Source organism: Burkholderia sp. YIM B11467, from assembly GCF_052952715.1.
The window spans coordinates 210,994-229,375 of sequence record NZ_JBQVSQ010000001.1; the positions used below are offsets into that span (position 1 = coordinate 210,994).

Below are 18,382 nucleotides of genomic sequence, written 5' to 3' on the forward strand. Positions count from 1 at the left end.
AACGCCATCGATCGCCGCGCACGAAAGCCCGCGTATCCGTTGCCTGCGCATCCTTTAGAATCTATCCACCGCTTACCACCCCGCCCGCACCCCGTGCCCGCCGATCACCGTCTCGACCTGAACCTGTTTCGCGTGCTCGACGCCGTCTACGTGCACGGCGGCATCGGCGCGGCCGCCCGCGCGCTGCATCTCACGCAGCCGGCCGTCACGCACGCGCTCAACCGGCTGCGCGCGCATTTCGACGATCCGCTGTTCGTGCGCCAGGGCAACCGCGTCGTGCCGACCGAGCGCACGCGTTCGATCATCGCGGACGTGCAGTTGCACCTGAATGGCCTGCAGGGCACCGCGCGCGACCCGTCGGCATTCGATCCCGCGACGCTCGACCTGAGCATCGCGGTGGGCATTCGCGACGTGCTCGAATCGATCGCGCTGCCGTGGATCGTCGCCGCGTTCGCCGACGAAGCGCCGGGCCTGCGGCTCGTGAGCCGCCGCATCGCGGTGCCCGACATCGAGCGCGAACTCGCATCGGGCAATCTCGATCTCGTCGTCGATCGCCGCGTGCAGACGGGCCCGCGCATTGCCACCGAACACCTGCTCGACGATTCGCTCGTCGTCGCGCTGCGCCGCGATCATCCGCTCGCGCGCGACGCGCTGCGGCGCGGCGATTATTTCGCGGCGCAGCATATCGCGGTGTCGTCGTTCGGCGAACCGCAATCGCTCGACGTGCTGCTCGGCAGTGATGGACGCTTCCGCGATATCCGGCTCACCTGCCAGCACTATTTCGCCGCGTGCCAGATCGCGGCGACCGGCGACCTGCTGGTCACGCTGCCGCACACCTATGCGGTGCGGATGGCCGCGCTGCTGCCGATCGTCGTGCGGCCGCTGCCGCTGCGGCTCAAGCCGTTCCCGCTCCTCGCGTACTGGCACGAATCGCGCGATACCGACCGCGCGCACCAGTGGGTGCGTGAACGCATCGCCGCGCTCGTGCGCAGCAGCGCCGGCGCCGCCGACGCGTAGCACGCTACGGACGCCGTTCCGGGCGAAACGGTATGCTGACGGCTTTGCGCTGCCACGCAGCGCCTGCCGCCTTCTTCCCGCTTACCGGAGACTTGCCATGTCGCTCATCCATGCCGCTGCCGTCCTCGATGCCGACGCGCCCGACTACGTCGTCCAGCTGCAGGCCGGCACGCACGCGCTGACCGGCGACGAAGGCCCACGCGAAGGCGGCCAGGACCGCGGGCCGGCGCCGTACGAGTTCGTGCTCGCCGGTCTCGCGCAATGCACGGCCGCGACGCTGCGCATGTATATGCAGCGCAAGTCGTGGCCGGCCGCGCGCATCGATGTCCGCACTGAGCTGCATGCCGATCGCGAAGGCGTGCAATACGTGCGCCGCGTCGTGACGCTCGACGGCCCGCTCGACGACGCGCAACGCCAGCGCCTCGCGGAGATCTGCGAGAAGACGCCGGTCACGCAGTTCATCAAGCGCGGTACGCGGATCGAGACGACGTTGAACTGACGCGCGATCGCCACGCGCAAAACAAAACGGGCGGGCCGCGCACAATGCGCGGCCCGCCCGTCCTTTGTTGCAGTCAGGCGCTTACAGCCCGAGCGCGGACAGATCCAGCTTGCCGCCCTTCATCGGCGGGCACCAGAAATACGCGCCCGTCAGCGGCCGCGTGAAACGGAACAGGCCGTCGACGATACCGTCGTCCGCGCCGCTCATCCGGCGCATCTGCACGTCGAACGCGCGGAACGAGCAGCCGAACGCGACGAAGTACAGGCCCGCGCGGCGCGCGTCCGACCACGGCGACGAACGGCGCAGCATGAACGCCTCGGGCTCGAAGCTTTCCTGCGCGGTGCGCTTCACGTGCGCGAACTCGGGCGCGTCGTCGAGTTCCTCGTTGTCCGAACGGCGGCGCCCGATGATGTTGTCCATGTCGCCCGACGGAATGCGCTCCATCTGGTCGAAGTCGTGCAGCCACTGCTGCACCGCGACGAAACTCGCGCCGTCAAGCCCCGCGCCCTGCCCCGACACGATCGCCGCGTCGAGCGCGTCGTCGCCGGTCGGGTTCTCGGTGCCGTCCTCGTAGCCGGACAGGTCGCGATCGTTCGAATAGCGGAAACCGTCGACGGCGTCCTGCAGCGCGAACGCCGGCGCCAGCGCGCGTTCGATCGCCCGCGCACGCAGCACGATCTCGCCGCGGTCGTCGGCGCGCAGCCACACCCACACGTCGGCCGGCGTCGCCGGCAGCGTGCGGTCCTTCACCGCGAACGCCGGGTAATCGGTCAGGCCCGGAACCGGGCGCCCGAGGTGCGCCGCCAGCGCCTGTCCGAAACCGACGACCGTATCGCGCCCGTCGACGATCTCGCGCAACGCGGCGAGCGCCGCCGCCACATTGCCGTCATTCGAAATCGTGAAAGTGAGGTATCGGGCCGCCGTATCGATCGGAGCCAGGATGCCTTGCTGAACGTCGCTCATCGTTTCCTCAGGAATGGTTCGTGGTGAATCTGCGAGGGCCGCGTCGCGGGCCGCTCGTCATGCCGGGGCCGCGCCGCGGACAGCCCGCGAAAGCAGGGCCGAAACCCTGAATACTAACCGTATCGACGCCGCAACGCCGCATTCGTCGGACGTTGCAGCGCGCCGGACAGTACTGATAGAATCTTTACACGTCTTTTCGGCGTCCTTTCAACCGTTCACTTCAGGGGAGGTGCAGATGTTCCGAATGCCAGCAACCTTCCCGAACGTGGTCTCACGGCGCAGCTGATCCAGCCCGCCGTCCGCGCCGGCTCCCGAGTTTTCCGCTAACCCGTCAGCCGCGCTTTTTCCCGACAGCCCGTTTCGTTCCGCCCGCGTTTTCCGCGCGGCTCCGGCTGTTGCGTTTTCGACGTTCTCCGAACCGGAAAGTCCCGTCGCGCGATGCGCCGGGCAACGATACATGACCAGAAAAACCACCCAACTGGGCGGCCATGCATTCCAGGCCGTCTTCGGCTTCACCTTCCGCTACTGGCGCCAGCAGCCGGCCCGTATCGCCACGGTCGCGGCGTTCGCGCTGCTCGCCGCGCTCGCCGACGTGCTCACGCCGCTGTTCGCCGGCCGCCTCGTCGACGCGCTGTCGACCGGCCTGACCGACCGCGCCGCCGCGTGGCATTCCGCCATCACCGCGTTCGGCACGCTCGCCGCGCTCGGCATCGGCGCGACGCTGCTGCGGCAAGGCGTCTACCTGAACATCATCACGCTCACACTGAAGATGATGAGCGAGATCGCCGCCGCGTCGTTCCACCGCGTGCAGCGCTTCTCGACCGACTGGCACGCGAACAGCTTCGCGGGTTCGACCGTGCGCAAGATCACGCGCGGCATCTGGGCACTCGACCTGCTGAACGACACCGTGCTGATCGCGCTGCTGCCGTCGGTCACGATGCTGGTCGGCGCAACCGTGCTGCTCGGCACGCACTGGCCCGTGATGGGGCTCGTCGTCGGCGTGGGCTCGCTGCTGTACATCTCGGTGACGGTCGCCGTGTCGCTCGGCATCGTCGCGCCGGCCGCGCGGCTCGGCAACCTGTGGGATACGCGCATGGGCGGCGCGCTCGCCGACGCCGTCAGTTGCAACGCGGTCGTCAAGGCGTTCGGCGCGGAAACGCGCGAGGAAGCGCGGCTCGCACGCGTGATCGGCAAGTGGCGCCAGCGCACGCGCCGCACGTGGGTGCGCGGCACGTTCAACGGCGGGTTGCAGGGCGCGATGCTCGTCGCAATGCAAGCCGCGATGATCGGCGTCGCGCTGCGGCTGTGGGCGAACAACGAGGCGAGCGTCGGCGACATCGCGTTCGCGCTGACGATGTTCTTCATGCTGCAGGGTTACCTGCGCGACGTCGGCATGCACATCCGCAACCTGCAGCGCTCGGTCAACGACATGGAAGAACTCGTCGCGCTCGAACGCCAGCCGCTCGGCATCGACGATCGTCCCGACGCGCCGGCGATCCGGATCGGGCAAGGCGAGATCCGCTTCGAGCACGTGACGTTCCGCTACGGCAACCATCCGGTGCCGCTGTACGACGACTTCTCGATGCGGATCGCGCCCGGCGAACGCGTGGGCCTCGTCGGCCACTCGGGGTCGGGCAAGACGACGTTCATCAAGCTGATCCAGCGGCTGTACGACGTGTCGGGCGGCCGCATCACGATCGACGGGCAGGACATCGCCCGCGTGCGGCAGGATTCGCTGCGCGGCCAGATCGCGATCGTCCAGCAGGAGCCCGTGCTGTTCCACCGCACGCTCGCGGAGAACATCGCGTATGCACGCCCCGACGCGAGCCGCGCGGACATCGAGCGCGCCGCGCGTCTCGCCAGCGCACACGACTTCATCGTCGCGCTGCCGGACGGTTATGACACGCTCGTCGGCGAACGCGGGATCAAGCTGTCGGGCGGCGAGCGACAGCGCGTCGCGATCGCGCGCGCGTTCCTCGCCGATGCGCCGATCCTGATCCTCGACGAAGCGACGTCGAGCCTCGACAGCGAGAGCGAGCTGCTGATCCAGCAGGCGATGGAGCGGCTGATGGTCGGCCGCACGACGCTCGTGGTCGCGCACCGGCTGTCGACCGTGCGCGCGCTCGACCGGCTGCTCGTGCTCGATCGCGGCAAGGTGATCGAAGAAGGCAGTCACGACGCGCTGATCCGTATCGACGGCGGTATCTACCGTCGGCTGTTCGAGCGGCAGGCGCTGGAGCTCGCGAAGGGGCTCGCCGATTCGCCGCGGCGCACCGCGGACGACGACGCCGGGCCGCTGGGCGAACCGGCCGAGGCGTGACGCAGGCGGGTCGCGATGCGGCCCGGCGGTGGGGTCATCACTGCCGGGCCGTGTCGACCCGACCGGATTCGGATCGAGGCCGTGCCGCGTGCACGGCCTTTTTCTCGTCTGCGGATATCGCCGGCTGCCCCGCCACCGCGCGGCGCTGAGTCGTTTTTTCCGGGATCACTTATCATGTCGGCCAGGAAATTTGCGACGAGGGATCGATCATGTTTACAGGAATTGTCCAGGGCGTAGGCGCCATCAAGGCCATCAAGGATCACGGGGAGCTGCGCACTTTCAGCATCGAATTCCCCGAGCGGTTTACCGACGACATCGAGATCGGCGCCAGTGTGTCGGTCGACGGCGTCTGCCTGACGGTGACGACGATCCATTCGCCGGAGCTGATCGACTTCGACGTGATGTTGCCGAGCCTGAAAATCACCACGCTGGCCGACCTGTCGACCGGCGCACGGATCAACGTGGAACGTGCCGCGAAGGACGGCGCGGAAATCGGCGGGCATCCGCTGTCCGGCCATGTCGACTTCCCGGGGACCATCCTGCACATCGCGACGTCCGAGCACAACCGGATGATCCGCATCGGCGTGCCGGCCGAATTCAAGCGATACGTGTTTGCGAAGGGCTATATCGCGATCAACGGCTGCAGCCTGACCGTGTCGGACGTCAATCGCGAAGAAGGCTGGTTCGAGATCTGGCTGATTCCCGAAACGCGGCGCGCGACGACCTTCGATGCGAAGGGCGTCAACGACAAGGTCAACATCGAGATCGAGCGAAGCACCCAGGTTGTCGTCGATACGATCCGGGAATCGGTCAAGGAAACGCTCGGCGAATTGACCGGCATCGTCACCACGCTGCTGGCCGAAAAAGGCGTCGATATCGAGGAACTGCTGGCCCGCAATGTCGCGCGCCTGCCGAAGAAGTAACTGATTCCGGTGTACCGGGTGATCCGCTCGATCACCCGGCACCAGCTTCCGTCGGCAAACATCTCGACCCACGGTTCCGCCTCACTCCACCTCAGCCTGCGCCCCCTTCCCCACCGCCACGCGCTGCGCGCGATAAATCCCCGCGTGCCCTGAAAACAGATACGCGACGACACATGCAACGATCGCATACACGCCGATGTCCGCGCCGAACAGCTCGATCGCCATGATCGTCGACGCGATCGGCGTGTTGGCCGCGCCCGCGAACACCGCAACGAAGCCGAGCCCCGCGAGCACGGGCACCGGCAGCGCCAGCACCTGACCGAGCGCGTTGCCGAGCGTCGCGCCGATGTAGAACAGCGGTGTCACCTCCCCGCCCTTGAACCCCGACGCGAGCGTGACGACGGTGAACGCGAACTTGCCCGCGAAATCGTAGAGCGGCAGCGGGCCGTGAAACGCAGCCTCGATCGTCGGGATGCCAAGACCGAGATACTGCGGCACGTTCAGCACGGTGGCGGCCGCGGCGACCAGCAGGCCGCCGAGCACCGGCTGCAGCGGCGCATAGCGGATCACGCGGCGGAACCACGCGGTCAGCGCATGCGTCGCATACGCGAACAGCCGGCCGACGACACCGAACGCAATGCCCGCGACGACCGTCACGGCCAGCCCCGTCGCCGACACGGCCGGCACGAACGGAATCGCATAGGCCGTGTGATGCACGCCCCATGCGCGGCACACGACGTCCGCGACGATCGCCGATGCGACGCAGGTCAGCAGTGCGTCGTACCGCACGCGCCCGATCGCAAGCACCTCCAGCCCGAACACGGCGCCCGCGAGCGGCGTGCCGAACACCGACGCGAAGCCGGCTGCAATGCCGCCCATCAGCAGCACGCGACGATGCTCGCGATCGAGGCGGAACATGTGCGTGACGCGATCGGCGAGCGCGCCGCCCATCTGCACGGCGGTGCCCTCGCGGCCGGCCGAGCCGCCGAACAGGTGCGTGACGACAGTCGCGACGAGCACGAGCGGCGCCATCCGCTTCGGCACGAGCGCCTTCGGGTCGTGAATCTCGTCGATCAGCAGGTTGTTGCCGCGCGCGACCGACTGGCCGAAACGATGGTAGATCCACCCGGTCGCGAAACCGGCGGCCGGCAGCCCCCACAGCAGCCACGGATGCGCAACGCGCGTGCCGGTCGCCCAGTCGAGCGCGATCAGGAACAGCGCGGAAGCCGTGCCGGCCAGCGCGCCGAGCAGGGCCGAGAGCGCGAGCCAGCGGCACACGTAGCGCACGGTCGCGAGAAGATCGGCAGAAGTCGTGAAAAACATGATTTCCAGATTCGACAGAACATCAAAACCTGGGCGGCAGAATACCGCATGGACGGCCTGCGACCTCCTGACGACCCAGGAACACGCAGGCATCATCAGCCGGGCAAACCGGCGGTTGAGGGCCGTACCGCGCGCAACGCGCCAGGAACGACCGCAGGGAGGCATGCCATCTCCGCAGGCCGCAATTGTACGTGACGCCGCGCATCGCACGCAATGCGGCCGCCGGCACACCGGAACCGGACGGTGTCGCGCCCCGGCGCGCCGTCAGTCGCGCAGCGGACGCGTGATGCGCGAGATCAGTTGGGGCGCGATCCGATCGAGCGGCAGGATCGCCGACGCCGCGCCGATCGCCGCAGCCGCCTTCGGCATCCCGTAGACGGCGCTGGTCGCCTCGTCCTGCGCGATCGTGTAGCAGCCCTTCGCGCGCATCGCCTTCAGGCCGAGCGCACCATCGCGCCCCATTCCCGTCAGCAGCACGCCGAACGCATCGCCCTGCCAGCCGTCGGCGACGCTGTTGAAGAACACGTCGATCGACGGCCGATACGGCGTCTCGACCGGATGCCGCGTATAGCCGAGCACGCCGCGCGGCGACAGGGTCAGGTGATCGTTGGTCGCCGCGAGCAGGACCTCGCCGGCCTGCGGCACGCTGCCCTGCCGTGCGACGCGCACCGGCAGCCGCGTATAACCGTCGAGCCACTCGGCCATGCCGAGCGCGAACGCCTGGTCGACGTGCTGGACGATCACGATCGCGGCCGGGAAGTCGGCCGGCAGCGCGCGCAGCAGCGCGGTGAGCGCGGTCGGCCCGCCCGCCGACGCGCCGATCGCGACGAGCGTCGGCTGGCCGCGCGCGGGCGTCGGCCCCGGCGGCACGAGCGCCGCGGTGCGGCTTTCGAGCAGCCGGCCGATCTGGTCGATCTTCGCGAGCAGCGCCTGCGGCGACGCGTCGGTCGACAGCCCGAGCGCGAGCGTCGGCGTGTCGACCGCGTCGAGCGCGCCGGCGCCCATCGCCTCGTAGACCGACGACGTGTTCGCGCTGACGCTTGCCGTCACGATCAGGATCGCGCACGGTGCGCGCTCCATGATCCGGCGCGTCGCGGCGACGCCGTCGACCTTCGGCATCACGAGATCCATCAGCACGACGTCGGGCGGATGCGCGACGCAGAAATCCACCGCCTCGTCGCCGTCGGTCGCGACCCACAGCACGCGGTGGTCCGCACGCAGCGCGAGCACGCGGCGCAGCGCCTCCACGGCCAGCGGCAGGTCGTTGACGATACCGATGTTCATCCGCGCGCGCCCCCGATCAGGTCGTGTACGGCATCGAGCAGCGCCTCGTCGTGGAAGCTGCTCTTCGCGAGGTAGTAGTCGGCGCCGGCGTCGAGCCCGCGGCGGCGATCCTCGTCGCGATCCTTGTACGATACGATCATCACCGGCACGCGCTTGAGCATCGGATCGCTCTTGATCAGCGTGACGAGTTCGATGCCGTCCATGCGCGGCATGTCGACGTCGGTGACGACGAGGTCGAACGCGTCGCTGCGCACCGCGTTCCAGCCGTCCATCCCGTCGACCGCGACCGTCACGTCGTAGCCGCGCTTCTCCAGCAGCTTGCGTTCGAGTTCGCGCACCGTCAGCGAATCGTCGACGACGAGCACGCGGCGGCGCCGGTCGGCGAGCGCGAACTGCGGATCGCGCGTGACGCGCGCAAGCTGCCCGCCGCGCACGAGCTTGTCGACCGAGCGGATCAGATCCTCGACGTCGACGATCAGCACCGGGTCGCCGTTCTCGAGCAGCGCGCCGGCCGCGATGTTCTGGATCTTCTGCAGGCGGCTGTCGAGCGGCTGCACGACGAGCATCCGCTCGCCCAGGAAGCGGTCGACCGCGACGCCGTACAGCTCGGGCTCGCCGCCGACGACCACGACCGCCGTGCTCGTGCGCGCCGCGTCGGGCTCGCCCGCATCGAGCAACTGGTGCGCGGCGACGAGGCCCGCGCGCCGGCCGTCGAACGGAAAATGCGGCTGGCCTTCGAGCACGTCGATATCGTCGTGCGCGAGTTCGAGCGTGCGGCGCACATGCGCGAGCGGGAACGCATACGGTTCGCCGCCGACCTCGACGAGCAGGCTGCGGATCACCGACAGCGTGAGCGGCAGCTGCAGCACGAAGCGCATGCCCGCGCCCGGTTCGTTGAAGATCCGCACCGCGCCGCGCACGCCGCGCACCATCTCCTGCACCGCGTCGAGGCCGACGCCGCGGCCCGACACGTCGGTCACCGCGTCGCGCATCGAGAAGCCCGGCAGCAGCAGGAATTCGAGCAGTTCGGGATCGGACAGCCGCGCGGCCGTCTCGTCGTCGGTCAGGCGCTGGCGCACGACCGCCGCGCGCAGCGCGTCCATGTCGACGCCCGGCCCGTCGTCGATCACGCTGACGAGCAGCGAGCCGGCGCTATGGCGCGCCTCCAGCGTCACGCTGGCCTCGGCCGGTTTGCCGCGCGCGCGCCGCGCGTCGGGCGAATCGACGCCGTGATCGATCGCGTTGCGCAGCAGATGGCCGAGCGGCGCGTCGAGCAGGTCGAGGATGTCGCGATCGACCTGCGTGCCCTCGCCGACGATCGAGAAGCGCACCTGCTTGCCGAGCGAACGCGCGAGATCGCGGACGATACGCGGATACGCACGCGTCGCATCGCCGAACGGCCGCATCCGGCATTGCAGCGCCTCGTCGTACAGCTGCTCGGCGATATGCGTGCTGCGCCGCTCGAAGCGGTCGAATTCGTCCATGCGCTCGGCGAGCGAACGCTGCAGGTCGTTGAGCATGTGCCGCACTTCGTTCATCGACGCGAGCATGCCCGAGTCGAGATCGTCGGCGAACTGTTCGACCATCAGATCGAGCGACCGGGCGGCGTCGCGCTGCGCGCGCTTCACGCGCAGCATCGATTCGGCGAACGGCTTGAGCCAGCGCGATTCGACCAGCGATTCGCCGGACAGGCTCAGCAGCCGGTTCAGCGTATCGGCGCGCACGCGGCGCATCGCGCCGGCGCCGGCGATACGACCAGCCTGGGCCGGATCGGGCACCGTGCCCGACACCGCGAGCGGCGGCACCGCGGCGCTTGCGCCAACGGGCTCGTTCGCGGCGCCGTCGTGGTCGCGGTACGGCACGACCGATGGCGGCACCGGCGGCGGGACGACGGCCGATGCGTGCATGGTCCGGGCGCCGTCGGCGCCCGTCAGCGCCGCCGCGAACACGTCGATCTCGGTCGACGTCACCGGCTGACCCTGCGGATCGCCGACGCGCACCAGCAGGTCGACGCCGGCAAGCAGCACGTCGACGTGCGTGGCCGTCAGTGCGATCGTGCCGGCCTGCGCGGCGACGAAGCACTCCTCCATCCGCCCCGCGATGTCGACGCCGAGCGGCACGCCGACGATGCGCGCGGCGCCCTTCAGCGAATGCGCGGCGCGCATGCATGCCTCGAGCGCGACGGAATCGGGCTCGCCCGATTCGAGCGCGAGCAGCCGCTCGGACAGCGCCTGGGTCTGCGTGCGCGTCTCCTCTCGATACAGCTCGAGCAGCGACAGGTGGCTCAGATCGTCATCGCCGCTCATCGCATGCTCCGTGTCACGGCGTCGAACAAACGGTCGTCGTCGAGCAGACCCACCGACTTGCCGCGCCACGACAGCACGCCGCGCGACAGGCCGGCGCTCGCGCGCCCGACCGTCGCCGGCACGGGCACCCAGTCGGAGGCGCCGAAGCGCAGCACGCCCTCGACTTCGTCGACCGGAAACACGACCGGCTCGCCCTGGTGCGCGGCGACCAGCAGCCGCGTGAACCGGCCGTCGCCGCCGCCGTTGCCGCCCTTGCCCGCACCGAGGCCGAGCAGCGCGCCGATCGAAATCGCGATGCGCAGCGTGCCGCGGATGTTGACCACGCCGCGCACGGCCGAATTGCGGCGATGCGGCAGCGAATGAATCGGGCGCGTGCCGGCGATCTCGCGCAGCACGCCGATCGGCAGCGCGAGCCATTCGTCGGCCACGCGAAACGCCAGCGCCGCATGGTGCGTATCGTCGTCGGCGCGCACGCGGGTCGTGCCGTACGCGCTGATCCGGCGCGTGGCGTCGGCCATCTCGGCGTCACCCAGCGGACGCTCGAGCAGCCTCGCCGCGTGATACGCGTAGACCGGGCAATTCAGGCAGCGCTGGCAGTCGTTCAGCCGCTCGCACGAGCGGTCGCCGCGCGTGCCGATCCGGTTCCAGCAATCGTCGACGTCGATCGTCGTGTCGTCAGTGGCAGCGGCGTCGCGGTTCATGGAGTCCTCTGGTCATCGCGGTGTCGATCCCGATCCCGTATTCGTATCAGCCGGCCGAGCGCCGTGCGCGCTCGAGCAGCCATTGCGCGCCCGCGCGGTCGCCGCCGACGTCGAGCAGCGTCGCGAGATGGGTCAGCGCCTCGTGGTGCGTGGGCCGCAGGTACAGCGCCTTCCGGTAGAAGTCGCCGGCTTCCGAGGCGCGCCCGCGCGCATCCGCGATCAGCCCGTTCAGGTAGAACGCATCGGCATGCGGCCCGACGCGCGCCGAGAACTGCGCGAGCACGCGTTCGGCCTCGTCGAACGCACCCGCATTCGCGAGCGCCTGCGCATCCTCGAGCGTCGGCGCGATACCTTCGGCGACGGGCGCGGCGGCTTCCGCCGTCACCACCGATCGCCCGGCCCGCGCGTCGAACGCGGCCGTGATCACGGCCGGCGGCGTCGCCGCGAACGGCTGCAGCCCGTCGCCGAGCCAGGCCGGCGGCGCGACCGCCACCACCGGTCGCGGCGCCGCGACCGGGGCAACCGTGAAGCGCTCCGCGCGCCGGTACGGCGCCGCCGTGTGCAGCGGCGCGGCCGGCCGGGCCGCGTACGCATCGGCCACCGCGCCGGCCGGCTCGCGATGAAACGCGAATGCCAGCGGCACGCGCGCCGAGCGCATCCCGTGCCGCATCGCGACGCCCGTTTCGGCCGGCCCGACGAACAGCATGCCATCATCGACGAGAAGCCCGTCGAGCGAGCGGATCACGCGATCCTGCGCATCGCGATCGAAGTAGATCAGCACGTTGCGGCAGAACACGAAATCGTAGCGAATGCCCGTATCGGCACCCGGATCGACGAGGTTCGCATGACGAAACTGCACGCACGCGCGCACGCGCTCGTCGAGCAGCCAGCCGTCGTTGGCCGGCGTGAAGTACCGCGCGCGAAACTCCGTCGCCGTACCGCGAAACGCGTTGCGCCCGTAACAGCCGAGCCGCGCCTGCTCGATCGCGCGCGCGCTGAGGTCGATCGCGTCGATCGCGAAGCTGGCCGGTTCGAGCCCCGCGTCGAGCAGCGCCATTGCCGCCGAATACGGCTCCTCGCCCGTCGAGCACGGCGCGCTCAGCACGCGAATCACACGGCCGGGCATCGCGGCGAACCGTTCCGCCGCGAGCCGCGCGAGCGTCGCGAATGCCTCGCGGTCGCGGAAGAACCACGTCTCGGGCACGACGAACAGCTCGATCAGCGCGCGCCGCTCGTCGGCCGACGCGTTGAGCTGCTGCCAGTACGCGTCGAGCGCTTCCTGCGTCACCGGCGGCCGCGCGGCCGACAGCAGGCGCTCGCCGTCCGCCTGCAGCGCATGCACGCGTTCCGTCAGCGCACGCGTCAGAAATTCGTTGCCGAGCGAATCGGGGTCGATGCCGGTCTCGCGCAGCAGCCAGCCGCGAAATCGCGATTCGGACTCTTTCATGCGGACTCCCCCCCGTGGCCCGGCAGGCCGTCGAACAGATACAGGCGCGCGACGTCGTCGATCAGGTCGGTCACCGACACCTGCTGCACGACGCCGTCGGGCGTGTTCGCGACGAGCCCGAGCCAGCGCGTGCGCGCGGTCGAGATGCCGCTTGCGCGAAACGCCGCGCGGTCGATCCGCATCGTCTGCGTCGCGCGCTCGACGATCAGGCCGATCACGCGCTCGCCATCGCCCTGGCCCGCGCCGTAGCGCACCATCACGAGCCGCGTCGAGCGCAGCGCTTGCGCACGCCGCCCGAGCGCCAGCATCGGCACGTCGATCACCGGCACCGGCTGGCCGCCGCGCATCAGCAGCCCGGCGATCCATTCGGGTGCGCCGGGCACGGCCTTCGTGGTCGCGAGCGGCAGCACCTCCTCGATGCCGGCCGCGTCGAGCGCATAGCGCCCGCCGTCGAGCTCGAACATCAGGAACAGCGCGTGTGCGCCGTTCTGCGGATCCGCGCGCGTCACGCGTCGACCTTGAAACGCGACACGCTGGTACGCAACTGGTTCGCGACCAGCGTCAGGTCGTCGATCGCCTGCGACGACTGGCGCAGCGACTCGGCCGTCTGCTGCGCGGCCTCCGACAGCTGCGACAGCGCCTGCGTGATTTGCTCGGCGCCGTTCGCCTGCGTCTGCATCCCTTCGTTGACCATCTGGAAGCGCGGCGCGAGCGTCTGCACCTCGGCGATGATCTGCGACAGCTGCCCGCCGACCTGCTGCACGTCGAGCATCCCGCGACGCACTTCCTCGGAGAACTTGTCCATCCCCATCACGCCGGCCGACACGGCCGACTGGATTTCCTTCACCGTCTGCTCGATGTCGTAGGTCGCCACGGCCGTCTGATCGGCGAGGCGACGGATCTCGGTCGCGACGACCGCGAAACCGCGGCCGTACTCGCCGGCCTTCTCGGCCTCGATCGCCGCGTTCAGCGACAGCAGGTTGGTCTGGTCGGCCACCTTGGTGATCGTCGCGACCACCTGGTTGATGTTCAGCGCCTTCTCGTTGAGGATCGCGAGCTTCGCGTTCACCGAACCGGCCGCGTCCATCACGCTGCGCATCGTCTCGCCCATCCGCGTGAGCCCGCTCTGGCTCACGCCCGCGAGCGTCGCCGACTGTTCGGCCACGCCGGCCACCTCGTTCATCGTGCGCAGCAGGTCGCGCGACGTCGCGAAGATCTCGCGCGAGGTCGCGCCGATCTCGGTCGTCGTCGCCGCGGTTTCGTTCGCGGTCGCCTGCTGTTCGCGCGACGTCGCCGCGATCTCGGCGACCGACGTCGTCACCTGCAGCGACGACTGCTGCGCGCGCGAGACGAGTTCGGTCAGCTCGTCGGCCATCCGGTTGAAGCCCGTCTCGAGCGTGCCGAATTCGTCGCGGCGGCGCAGGTCGAGGCGGCGCGTCAGGTTGCCGGTGCGCATCACGTCATGCACCTCGACGAGCCGCGCCATCGGCACCGTGACCGAACGGAACAGCCCGTAGCCGAGCCCCAGCGCGGACAGCAGCATGATCGCCAGCGCCGTCGCGAGCACGACCTCGGTGTCCTGCACGGATTCGCGAATCAGCTTCGCCGACTGCTCGGCGAACTTGCGGTTTTCCTGTACCAGGATGTTCGCGTTGCGCACGACCTCGGTCCACGCCGGCAGCGCCTTCGCATAGGCGGCGACCGCGTCGCTGTGCGACGTGCGGCTCTGCTGCACCGCATCGTTCAGGAGCGGCAGGTAGCGGTCATACGCGCCACGGAAGGTCGCGAAGCGCTGCCGGTCGTCGTCGCGGAACGTCGTGGCCTGATAGTCGACCGACAGCGCGTCGATCTCCTTCACCGCATCGGCGATCTTCGCGAGATCGCGATGCACGTTGTCGGGGTCGGTTTCGACGAAGATCGACTGCTGCAGCAGCGTGAACGATTCGTTGACCGAACCGCGCAGCGACGACGCGAGGTACACGCCGGGCAGCGAGTCGCGCTCGATGCTGACGGCTTCGCTGTTGATCGCGCGCAGTCGCTCGTACGACACGCCGGCTGTCACCAGCATCAGCACGAACAGCACGCCGAAGCTGAGCAGGATGCGATTGCCGAGCGTCAGCCGGGCAGCGCCGATCGTCGGATGCAGGCTTTCATTGGTCGCGCGGGGCGTCACGGTGGCCATGTTCGTTATGGGCTTTCTAAAATCAGCGTTGAAAAAATCCGCGCCCGCCTGCGCGCCGGACGGCGCGCCACGAGCGCATCGGGGTCGGATGCGGAAGACGCGGCGCCGGCAGGCCGCGCCGCGAAATCACCGCTCCGCTTGCACCGGCAGCCGAAGCGCGACCATGAAGCCGCGCGCCGTATTGCGCATCAGGATCTGGCCGCGATGCCGCGCCGCCGTCGCGCGGACGAACGCGAGCCCGAGGCCGAAACCGCCGCGCGACGCGCCATGCGCGGATTCGAGCTGCACGAACGACTCGGTCGCGGCCGTGCGCTGCTCCGGTGCGATGCCGGCGCCGGTATCCTCGACGCCGATCTGCCAGGCGCCGTCCTCGCCGCTCAGCGTGCAGTGCACGTCCGTGCCGACCGGGCCGTACTTCAACCCGTTGTCGATCAGGTTCGCGACCGCGCGCGTGAGCATCATGCGATCGCCCATCGTCACGCACTCGGTGTCGGGCACGTGCGCGACGACCCGGCTGCCGAGCCCGGCCGCCTTCTCCCAAAGCTGGTCGACGGCATCGACCACGATCTCGTTGAGGCTGACGACCTCGTGTGCGCGCCGCTCGGACTGCGCGCGGGTCAGGTGGATGAAGCCGTCGGCGAGCGCGAGCGCGCGCCGCGCATGGCCGGCGATGCGCTCCATGATCGCCGGCATGTCGCCGTGCTCGGTCCGGTAGACGTCGAGCAGCGCGAGGATCGACGTCTGCGGCGAACGCATGTCGTGCGACAGGAAATCGAGCGCCTCGTCGCGCTGCCGCGACATCAGGTACGAATTCGAGTGATAGCGGATCCGCGCGGTCAGCTCCATCGCGTCGGGGAGCTTCACCAGATAGTCGTTCGCGCCGGCGATGAACGCTTCGCGCTTGACGATCGGCTCCTCCTTCGCGGACAGCACGATGATCGGCACGCGTGCGGTGCCGGCGTCCGCGCGCCATGCGCGGACGAGATCGAGGCCGTCGATCTCCGGCATCACGAGATCCTGCAGGATGACCGTCGGCTTCACGTCGCGCGCGACCGCCATCGCCCGGTGCGCGTCGGTGCACACGTGCAGGTCGATGTCGTGTTCGCTGCGCAGCGCGCGACGGATCACCTCGCCGACGAACGGTTGATCGTCGACGAGAAGGACTGATAACCCCGATTCAAGACAATCCGAGGCATTATCACCGCTTGATTCTTTCATAAATACAGTTTCAAACGCCGAAACTCCAATCGATTCTTTCATAGGAGTTGTTTATCCGACTTGGACACTATCTCATTTTGGCGGCTGAAAACCCCACCTGATTTCGCCGATTTGGCCTGTCGGCACTGCCTTGCAGGGCACCGGACGTCGTTTTTTTCCCCGTCGACGGCCGCATTACCTCCGCATTCTTTCTCTCAATAAAGATAACCGGCTGATTCTAAATGAAAATAGAACACAGCATCTATCTCCTTCGGTTTAGATTTGCCAAATATTCAGAAAGAGCCGGAATCAGATAAATCGGATCATTTCCGGATTCGAAAGACGATAACGTTTGCGAGTTCGGCGCCATAAGGCTTGCATGCGCTGCAAGGCTGGCTGCCTGTCGCATTGGGGGCCGGATGAAAATGGGCCGGATCAGGGGGCAAGTGCAAGAAAAAAAGCGCCGGGCGAGGATCGACCCGTGCGTACGGCGGGCCGGCAGGGAGCCGGCCCGTGCGATGGTGGCGGGTGGCCGCTTACCCGCGCCCGTGCTGCGCGGACACTTCCTGCAGGTCGAGGTCGCGTTCGACCGTGTGCAGCATCTCGTCGTGGATATGGCCCGAACGATGCAGGCGCAACAGCTCCGCGCGCCCGGCCTTGATCGCGGCCAGCACGACGTCGTAGTGCGCGGTGCGCACTTCCGGCGGGTACGTGGGCTCGTTCTTCGCCCGCTCGGTCAGTTCCGCGCGGTACGTGTATTGCTCGAGCAGGCGTGGATGGATCACGACCCCGTTCTCGTCGCGCACGAGCGGCTGGATCGCCGCAAGCTGCGCGGCCTCGACGTACGCCCACGTCTGCGGCTCGGTCAGGTGATGCGCGGCGCGCTCTTCGCGCTGCGGCAGGCGCAGCAGCCGGATCAGCGGCCCGATCGTCGTGCCCTGCAGCAGCACCGTGACGAGGATCACCGCGAACGACGCGACCAGGATCACGTCGCGGCCGGGCATCGCCTCGGGCAGCGACAGCGCGATCGCCAGCGTGACGACGCCGCGCATCCCGGCCCAGCTCATGATCGTCGCGGCCTTCCAGTCGGGCGTGTCGCCGCGCCGCGCGATCCCGCGCACCGGCCACTTCAGCGCCTCGACCACATAAATCCATACGAAGCGCGACACGATCACCGCCGCCAGCACCGCGAGCACCGGCGGCACCATCGTGCCGAGTACCTGCTCGAAACCGCCGAGCCGGTGCATCGCGCCGCGCAGCGACAACCCGATCAGCACGAACACCATCGCCTCGAGCAGGAACACGATGACCTGCCAGAACGCGGTGCCGCGCGTGCGCACGGCCGCCGAGAACACCTCGTGCTGATGCCAGCCGATGATCATGCCTGCCGTGACGGTCGCGATCACGCCCGACACCTCGACCATTTCGCCCGCGATGTACGCGATCCAGCCGGCGATTACCGCGACGGTGATCACGAGATAGTCGTCGTCGAGCAGCTTCAGGAACCATACGACAAGCTTGCCGACCAGGAAGCCGACCACCACGCCGCCGAGCCCGAGCTCCGCGAAGCGCACGACCGCATGCTCGAGGCTGAACGCGCCGGTCAGCGCGGCCGCGACGGCAAAGCGAAACAGCACGAGGCCGGCCGCGTCGTTCAGCAGGCTCTCCCCTTCGAGCAGCACCATCAGCCGACGCGGCAGCGCGACGCGTTCGAGCACGGCCTTCGCGGCAACCGCGTCGGGCGGCGACACGATCGCGCCGAGCGCGAAACACGCGGCCCACGGCAGCGCCGGCGCCACCCAGTGCACGGCGAAGCCGACCGCGAACGTCGTGAACACGACCGCACCGATCGCGAGCAGCAGGATGCCGCCGACGTTGCGCTTGAACTCCTCCCACACGGTGAAGTACGCGCCGTCCATCAGCAGCGGCGGCAGGAACACGAGCAGCACCAGTTCGGGATCAAGGTTGACCGGCGGCAGGCCGGGGACGAACGCGATGCCGATACCGCCGATCAGCAGCGCGGCCGCGGGCGGCAGCCGCAGCCGCTTGGCGAGGTATTCGAGCGCGACGATCGCCAGGAATGACAACAAAACCAGCTTGAATGCCGAGACGGGAGACATGAATCGACCTCGTGAAGAATGAATTCGCGCTTTCCGGTGTCGTACCCCGGTCGGCAGTTTGGCGCGATTACATCACGATGCCATGCCCGCAGTCGAGCGC

General features: G+C 68.8%; 14 protein-coding genes and 1 riboswitch. Of the genes, 4 read left to right on the top strand and 10 right to left on the bottom strand.

Annotation, left to right across the window (positions count from 1 at the left end; genetic code table 11):
- Nucleotides 1–93: 93 nt before the first annotated feature.
- Nucleotides 94–1,017 (top strand): LysR family transcriptional regulator, encoded by a 924-nt coding sequence (locus ACTRWB_RS00940; protein ID WP_446900602.1) that lies wholly within the window; start codon nucleotides 94–96, stop codon nucleotides 1,015–1,017.
- Nucleotides 1,018–1,114: 97 nt separating this feature from the next.
- A complete protein-coding gene (locus ACTRWB_RS00945; RefSeq protein ID WP_048250168.1) occupies nucleotides 1,115–1,516 on the top strand; it encodes an OsmC family protein in 402 nt (133 codons plus the stop codon).
- An 81-nt stretch (nucleotides 1,517–1,597) separates the two neighbouring features.
- On the opposite strand, the gene ACTRWB_RS00950 is transcribed toward ACTRWB_RS00945, so the two are convergent.
- Nucleotides 1,598–2,479 (bottom strand): Dyp-type peroxidase, encoded by an 882-nt coding sequence (locus ACTRWB_RS00950; RefSeq protein ID WP_048250167.1) that lies wholly within the window; start codon nucleotides 2,477–2,479, stop codon nucleotides 1,598–1,600.
- A gap of 457 nt (nucleotides 2,480–2,936) precedes the next feature.
- Here ACTRWB_RS00950 and ACTRWB_RS00955 point away from each other — a divergent pair, with 457 nt between their 5' ends.
- Entirely contained in the window at nucleotides 2,937–4,799 is a 1,863-nt protein-coding gene (locus tag ACTRWB_RS00955; RefSeq protein WP_193101046.1) for an ABC transporter ATP-binding protein, read from the top strand.
- A 209-nt stretch (nucleotides 4,800–5,008) separates the two neighbouring features.
- Nucleotides 5,009–5,722, top strand: coding sequence for a riboflavin synthase subunit alpha (locus ACTRWB_RS00960; protein WP_343490448.1), 714 nt, complete (start codon nucleotides 5,009–5,011; stop codon nucleotides 5,720–5,722).
- Between the two features lie 81 nt (nucleotides 5,723–5,803).
- On the opposite strand, the gene ACTRWB_RS00965 is transcribed toward ACTRWB_RS00960, so the two are convergent.
- The 9 genes from ACTRWB_RS00965 to ACTRWB_RS01005 form a co-directional block, all read right to left on the bottom strand.
- Complete coding sequence (locus ACTRWB_RS00965) at nucleotides 5,804–7,045, bottom strand: voltage-gated chloride channel family protein (protein WP_446900603.1); 1,242 nt, start codon at nucleotides 7,043–7,045, stop codon at nucleotides 5,804–5,806.
- 79 nt (nucleotides 7,046–7,124) lie between these two features.
- Nucleotides 7,125–7,228, bottom strand: a riboswitch (Fluoride riboswitch).
- Between the two features lie 81 nt (nucleotides 7,229–7,309).
- Nucleotides 7,310–8,329, bottom strand: coding sequence for a chemotaxis-specific protein-glutamate methyltransferase CheB (cheB, locus tag ACTRWB_RS00970; protein WP_446900604.1), 1,020 nt, complete (start codon nucleotides 8,327–8,329; stop codon nucleotides 7,310–7,312).
- Nucleotides 8,326–10,635: a response regulator gene (locus ACTRWB_RS00975; RefSeq protein ID WP_446900605.1), complete on the bottom strand. Its 2,310-nt coding sequence runs from the start codon at nucleotides 10,633–10,635 to the stop codon at nucleotides 8,326–8,328. Before ACTRWB_RS00975 ends, cheB begins: the two co-directional genes overlap by 4 nt.
- Nucleotides 10,632–11,336: a chemotaxis protein CheW gene (locus ACTRWB_RS00980; RefSeq protein WP_048250160.1), complete on the bottom strand. Its 705-nt coding sequence runs from the start codon at nucleotides 11,334–11,336 to the stop codon at nucleotides 10,632–10,634. The genes ACTRWB_RS00975 and ACTRWB_RS00980 overlap by 4 nt, the downstream gene beginning before the upstream one ends.
- A 46-nt stretch (nucleotides 11,337–11,382) precedes the next feature.
- The gene (locus tag ACTRWB_RS00985) at nucleotides 11,383–12,783 is read right to left on the bottom strand and encodes a CheR family methyltransferase (RefSeq protein ID WP_446900606.1); all 1,401 of its coding nucleotides are present in this window, start codon (nucleotides 12,781–12,783) and stop codon (nucleotides 11,383–11,385) included.
- Nucleotides 12,780–13,292, bottom strand: a complete 513-nt coding sequence (locus ACTRWB_RS00990; protein ID WP_048250158.1) for a chemotaxis protein CheW — start codon at nucleotides 13,290–13,292, stop codon at nucleotides 12,780–12,782. The genes ACTRWB_RS00985 and ACTRWB_RS00990 overlap by 4 nt, the downstream gene beginning before the upstream one ends.
- Nucleotides 13,289–14,965, bottom strand: coding sequence for a methyl-accepting chemotaxis protein (locus tag ACTRWB_RS00995; RefSeq protein ID WP_412025016.1), 1,677 nt, complete (start codon nucleotides 14,963–14,965; stop codon nucleotides 13,289–13,291). The genes ACTRWB_RS00990 and ACTRWB_RS00995 overlap by 4 nt, the downstream gene beginning before the upstream one ends.
- 126 nt (nucleotides 14,966–15,091) lie before the next feature.
- Nucleotides 15,092–16,225, bottom strand: a complete 1,134-nt coding sequence (locus ACTRWB_RS01000) for a hybrid sensor histidine kinase/response regulator (protein ID WP_446900607.1) — start codon at nucleotides 16,223–16,225, stop codon at nucleotides 15,092–15,094.
- A 473-nt stretch (nucleotides 16,226–16,698) separates the two neighbouring features.
- On the bottom strand, nucleotides 16,699–18,282 hold the full coding sequence (locus ACTRWB_RS01005; protein WP_446900608.1) for a Na+/H+ antiporter: 1,584 nt from the start codon (nucleotides 18,280–18,282) through the stop codon (nucleotides 16,699–16,701).
- Nucleotides 18,283–18,382 lie beyond the last annotated feature (100 nt).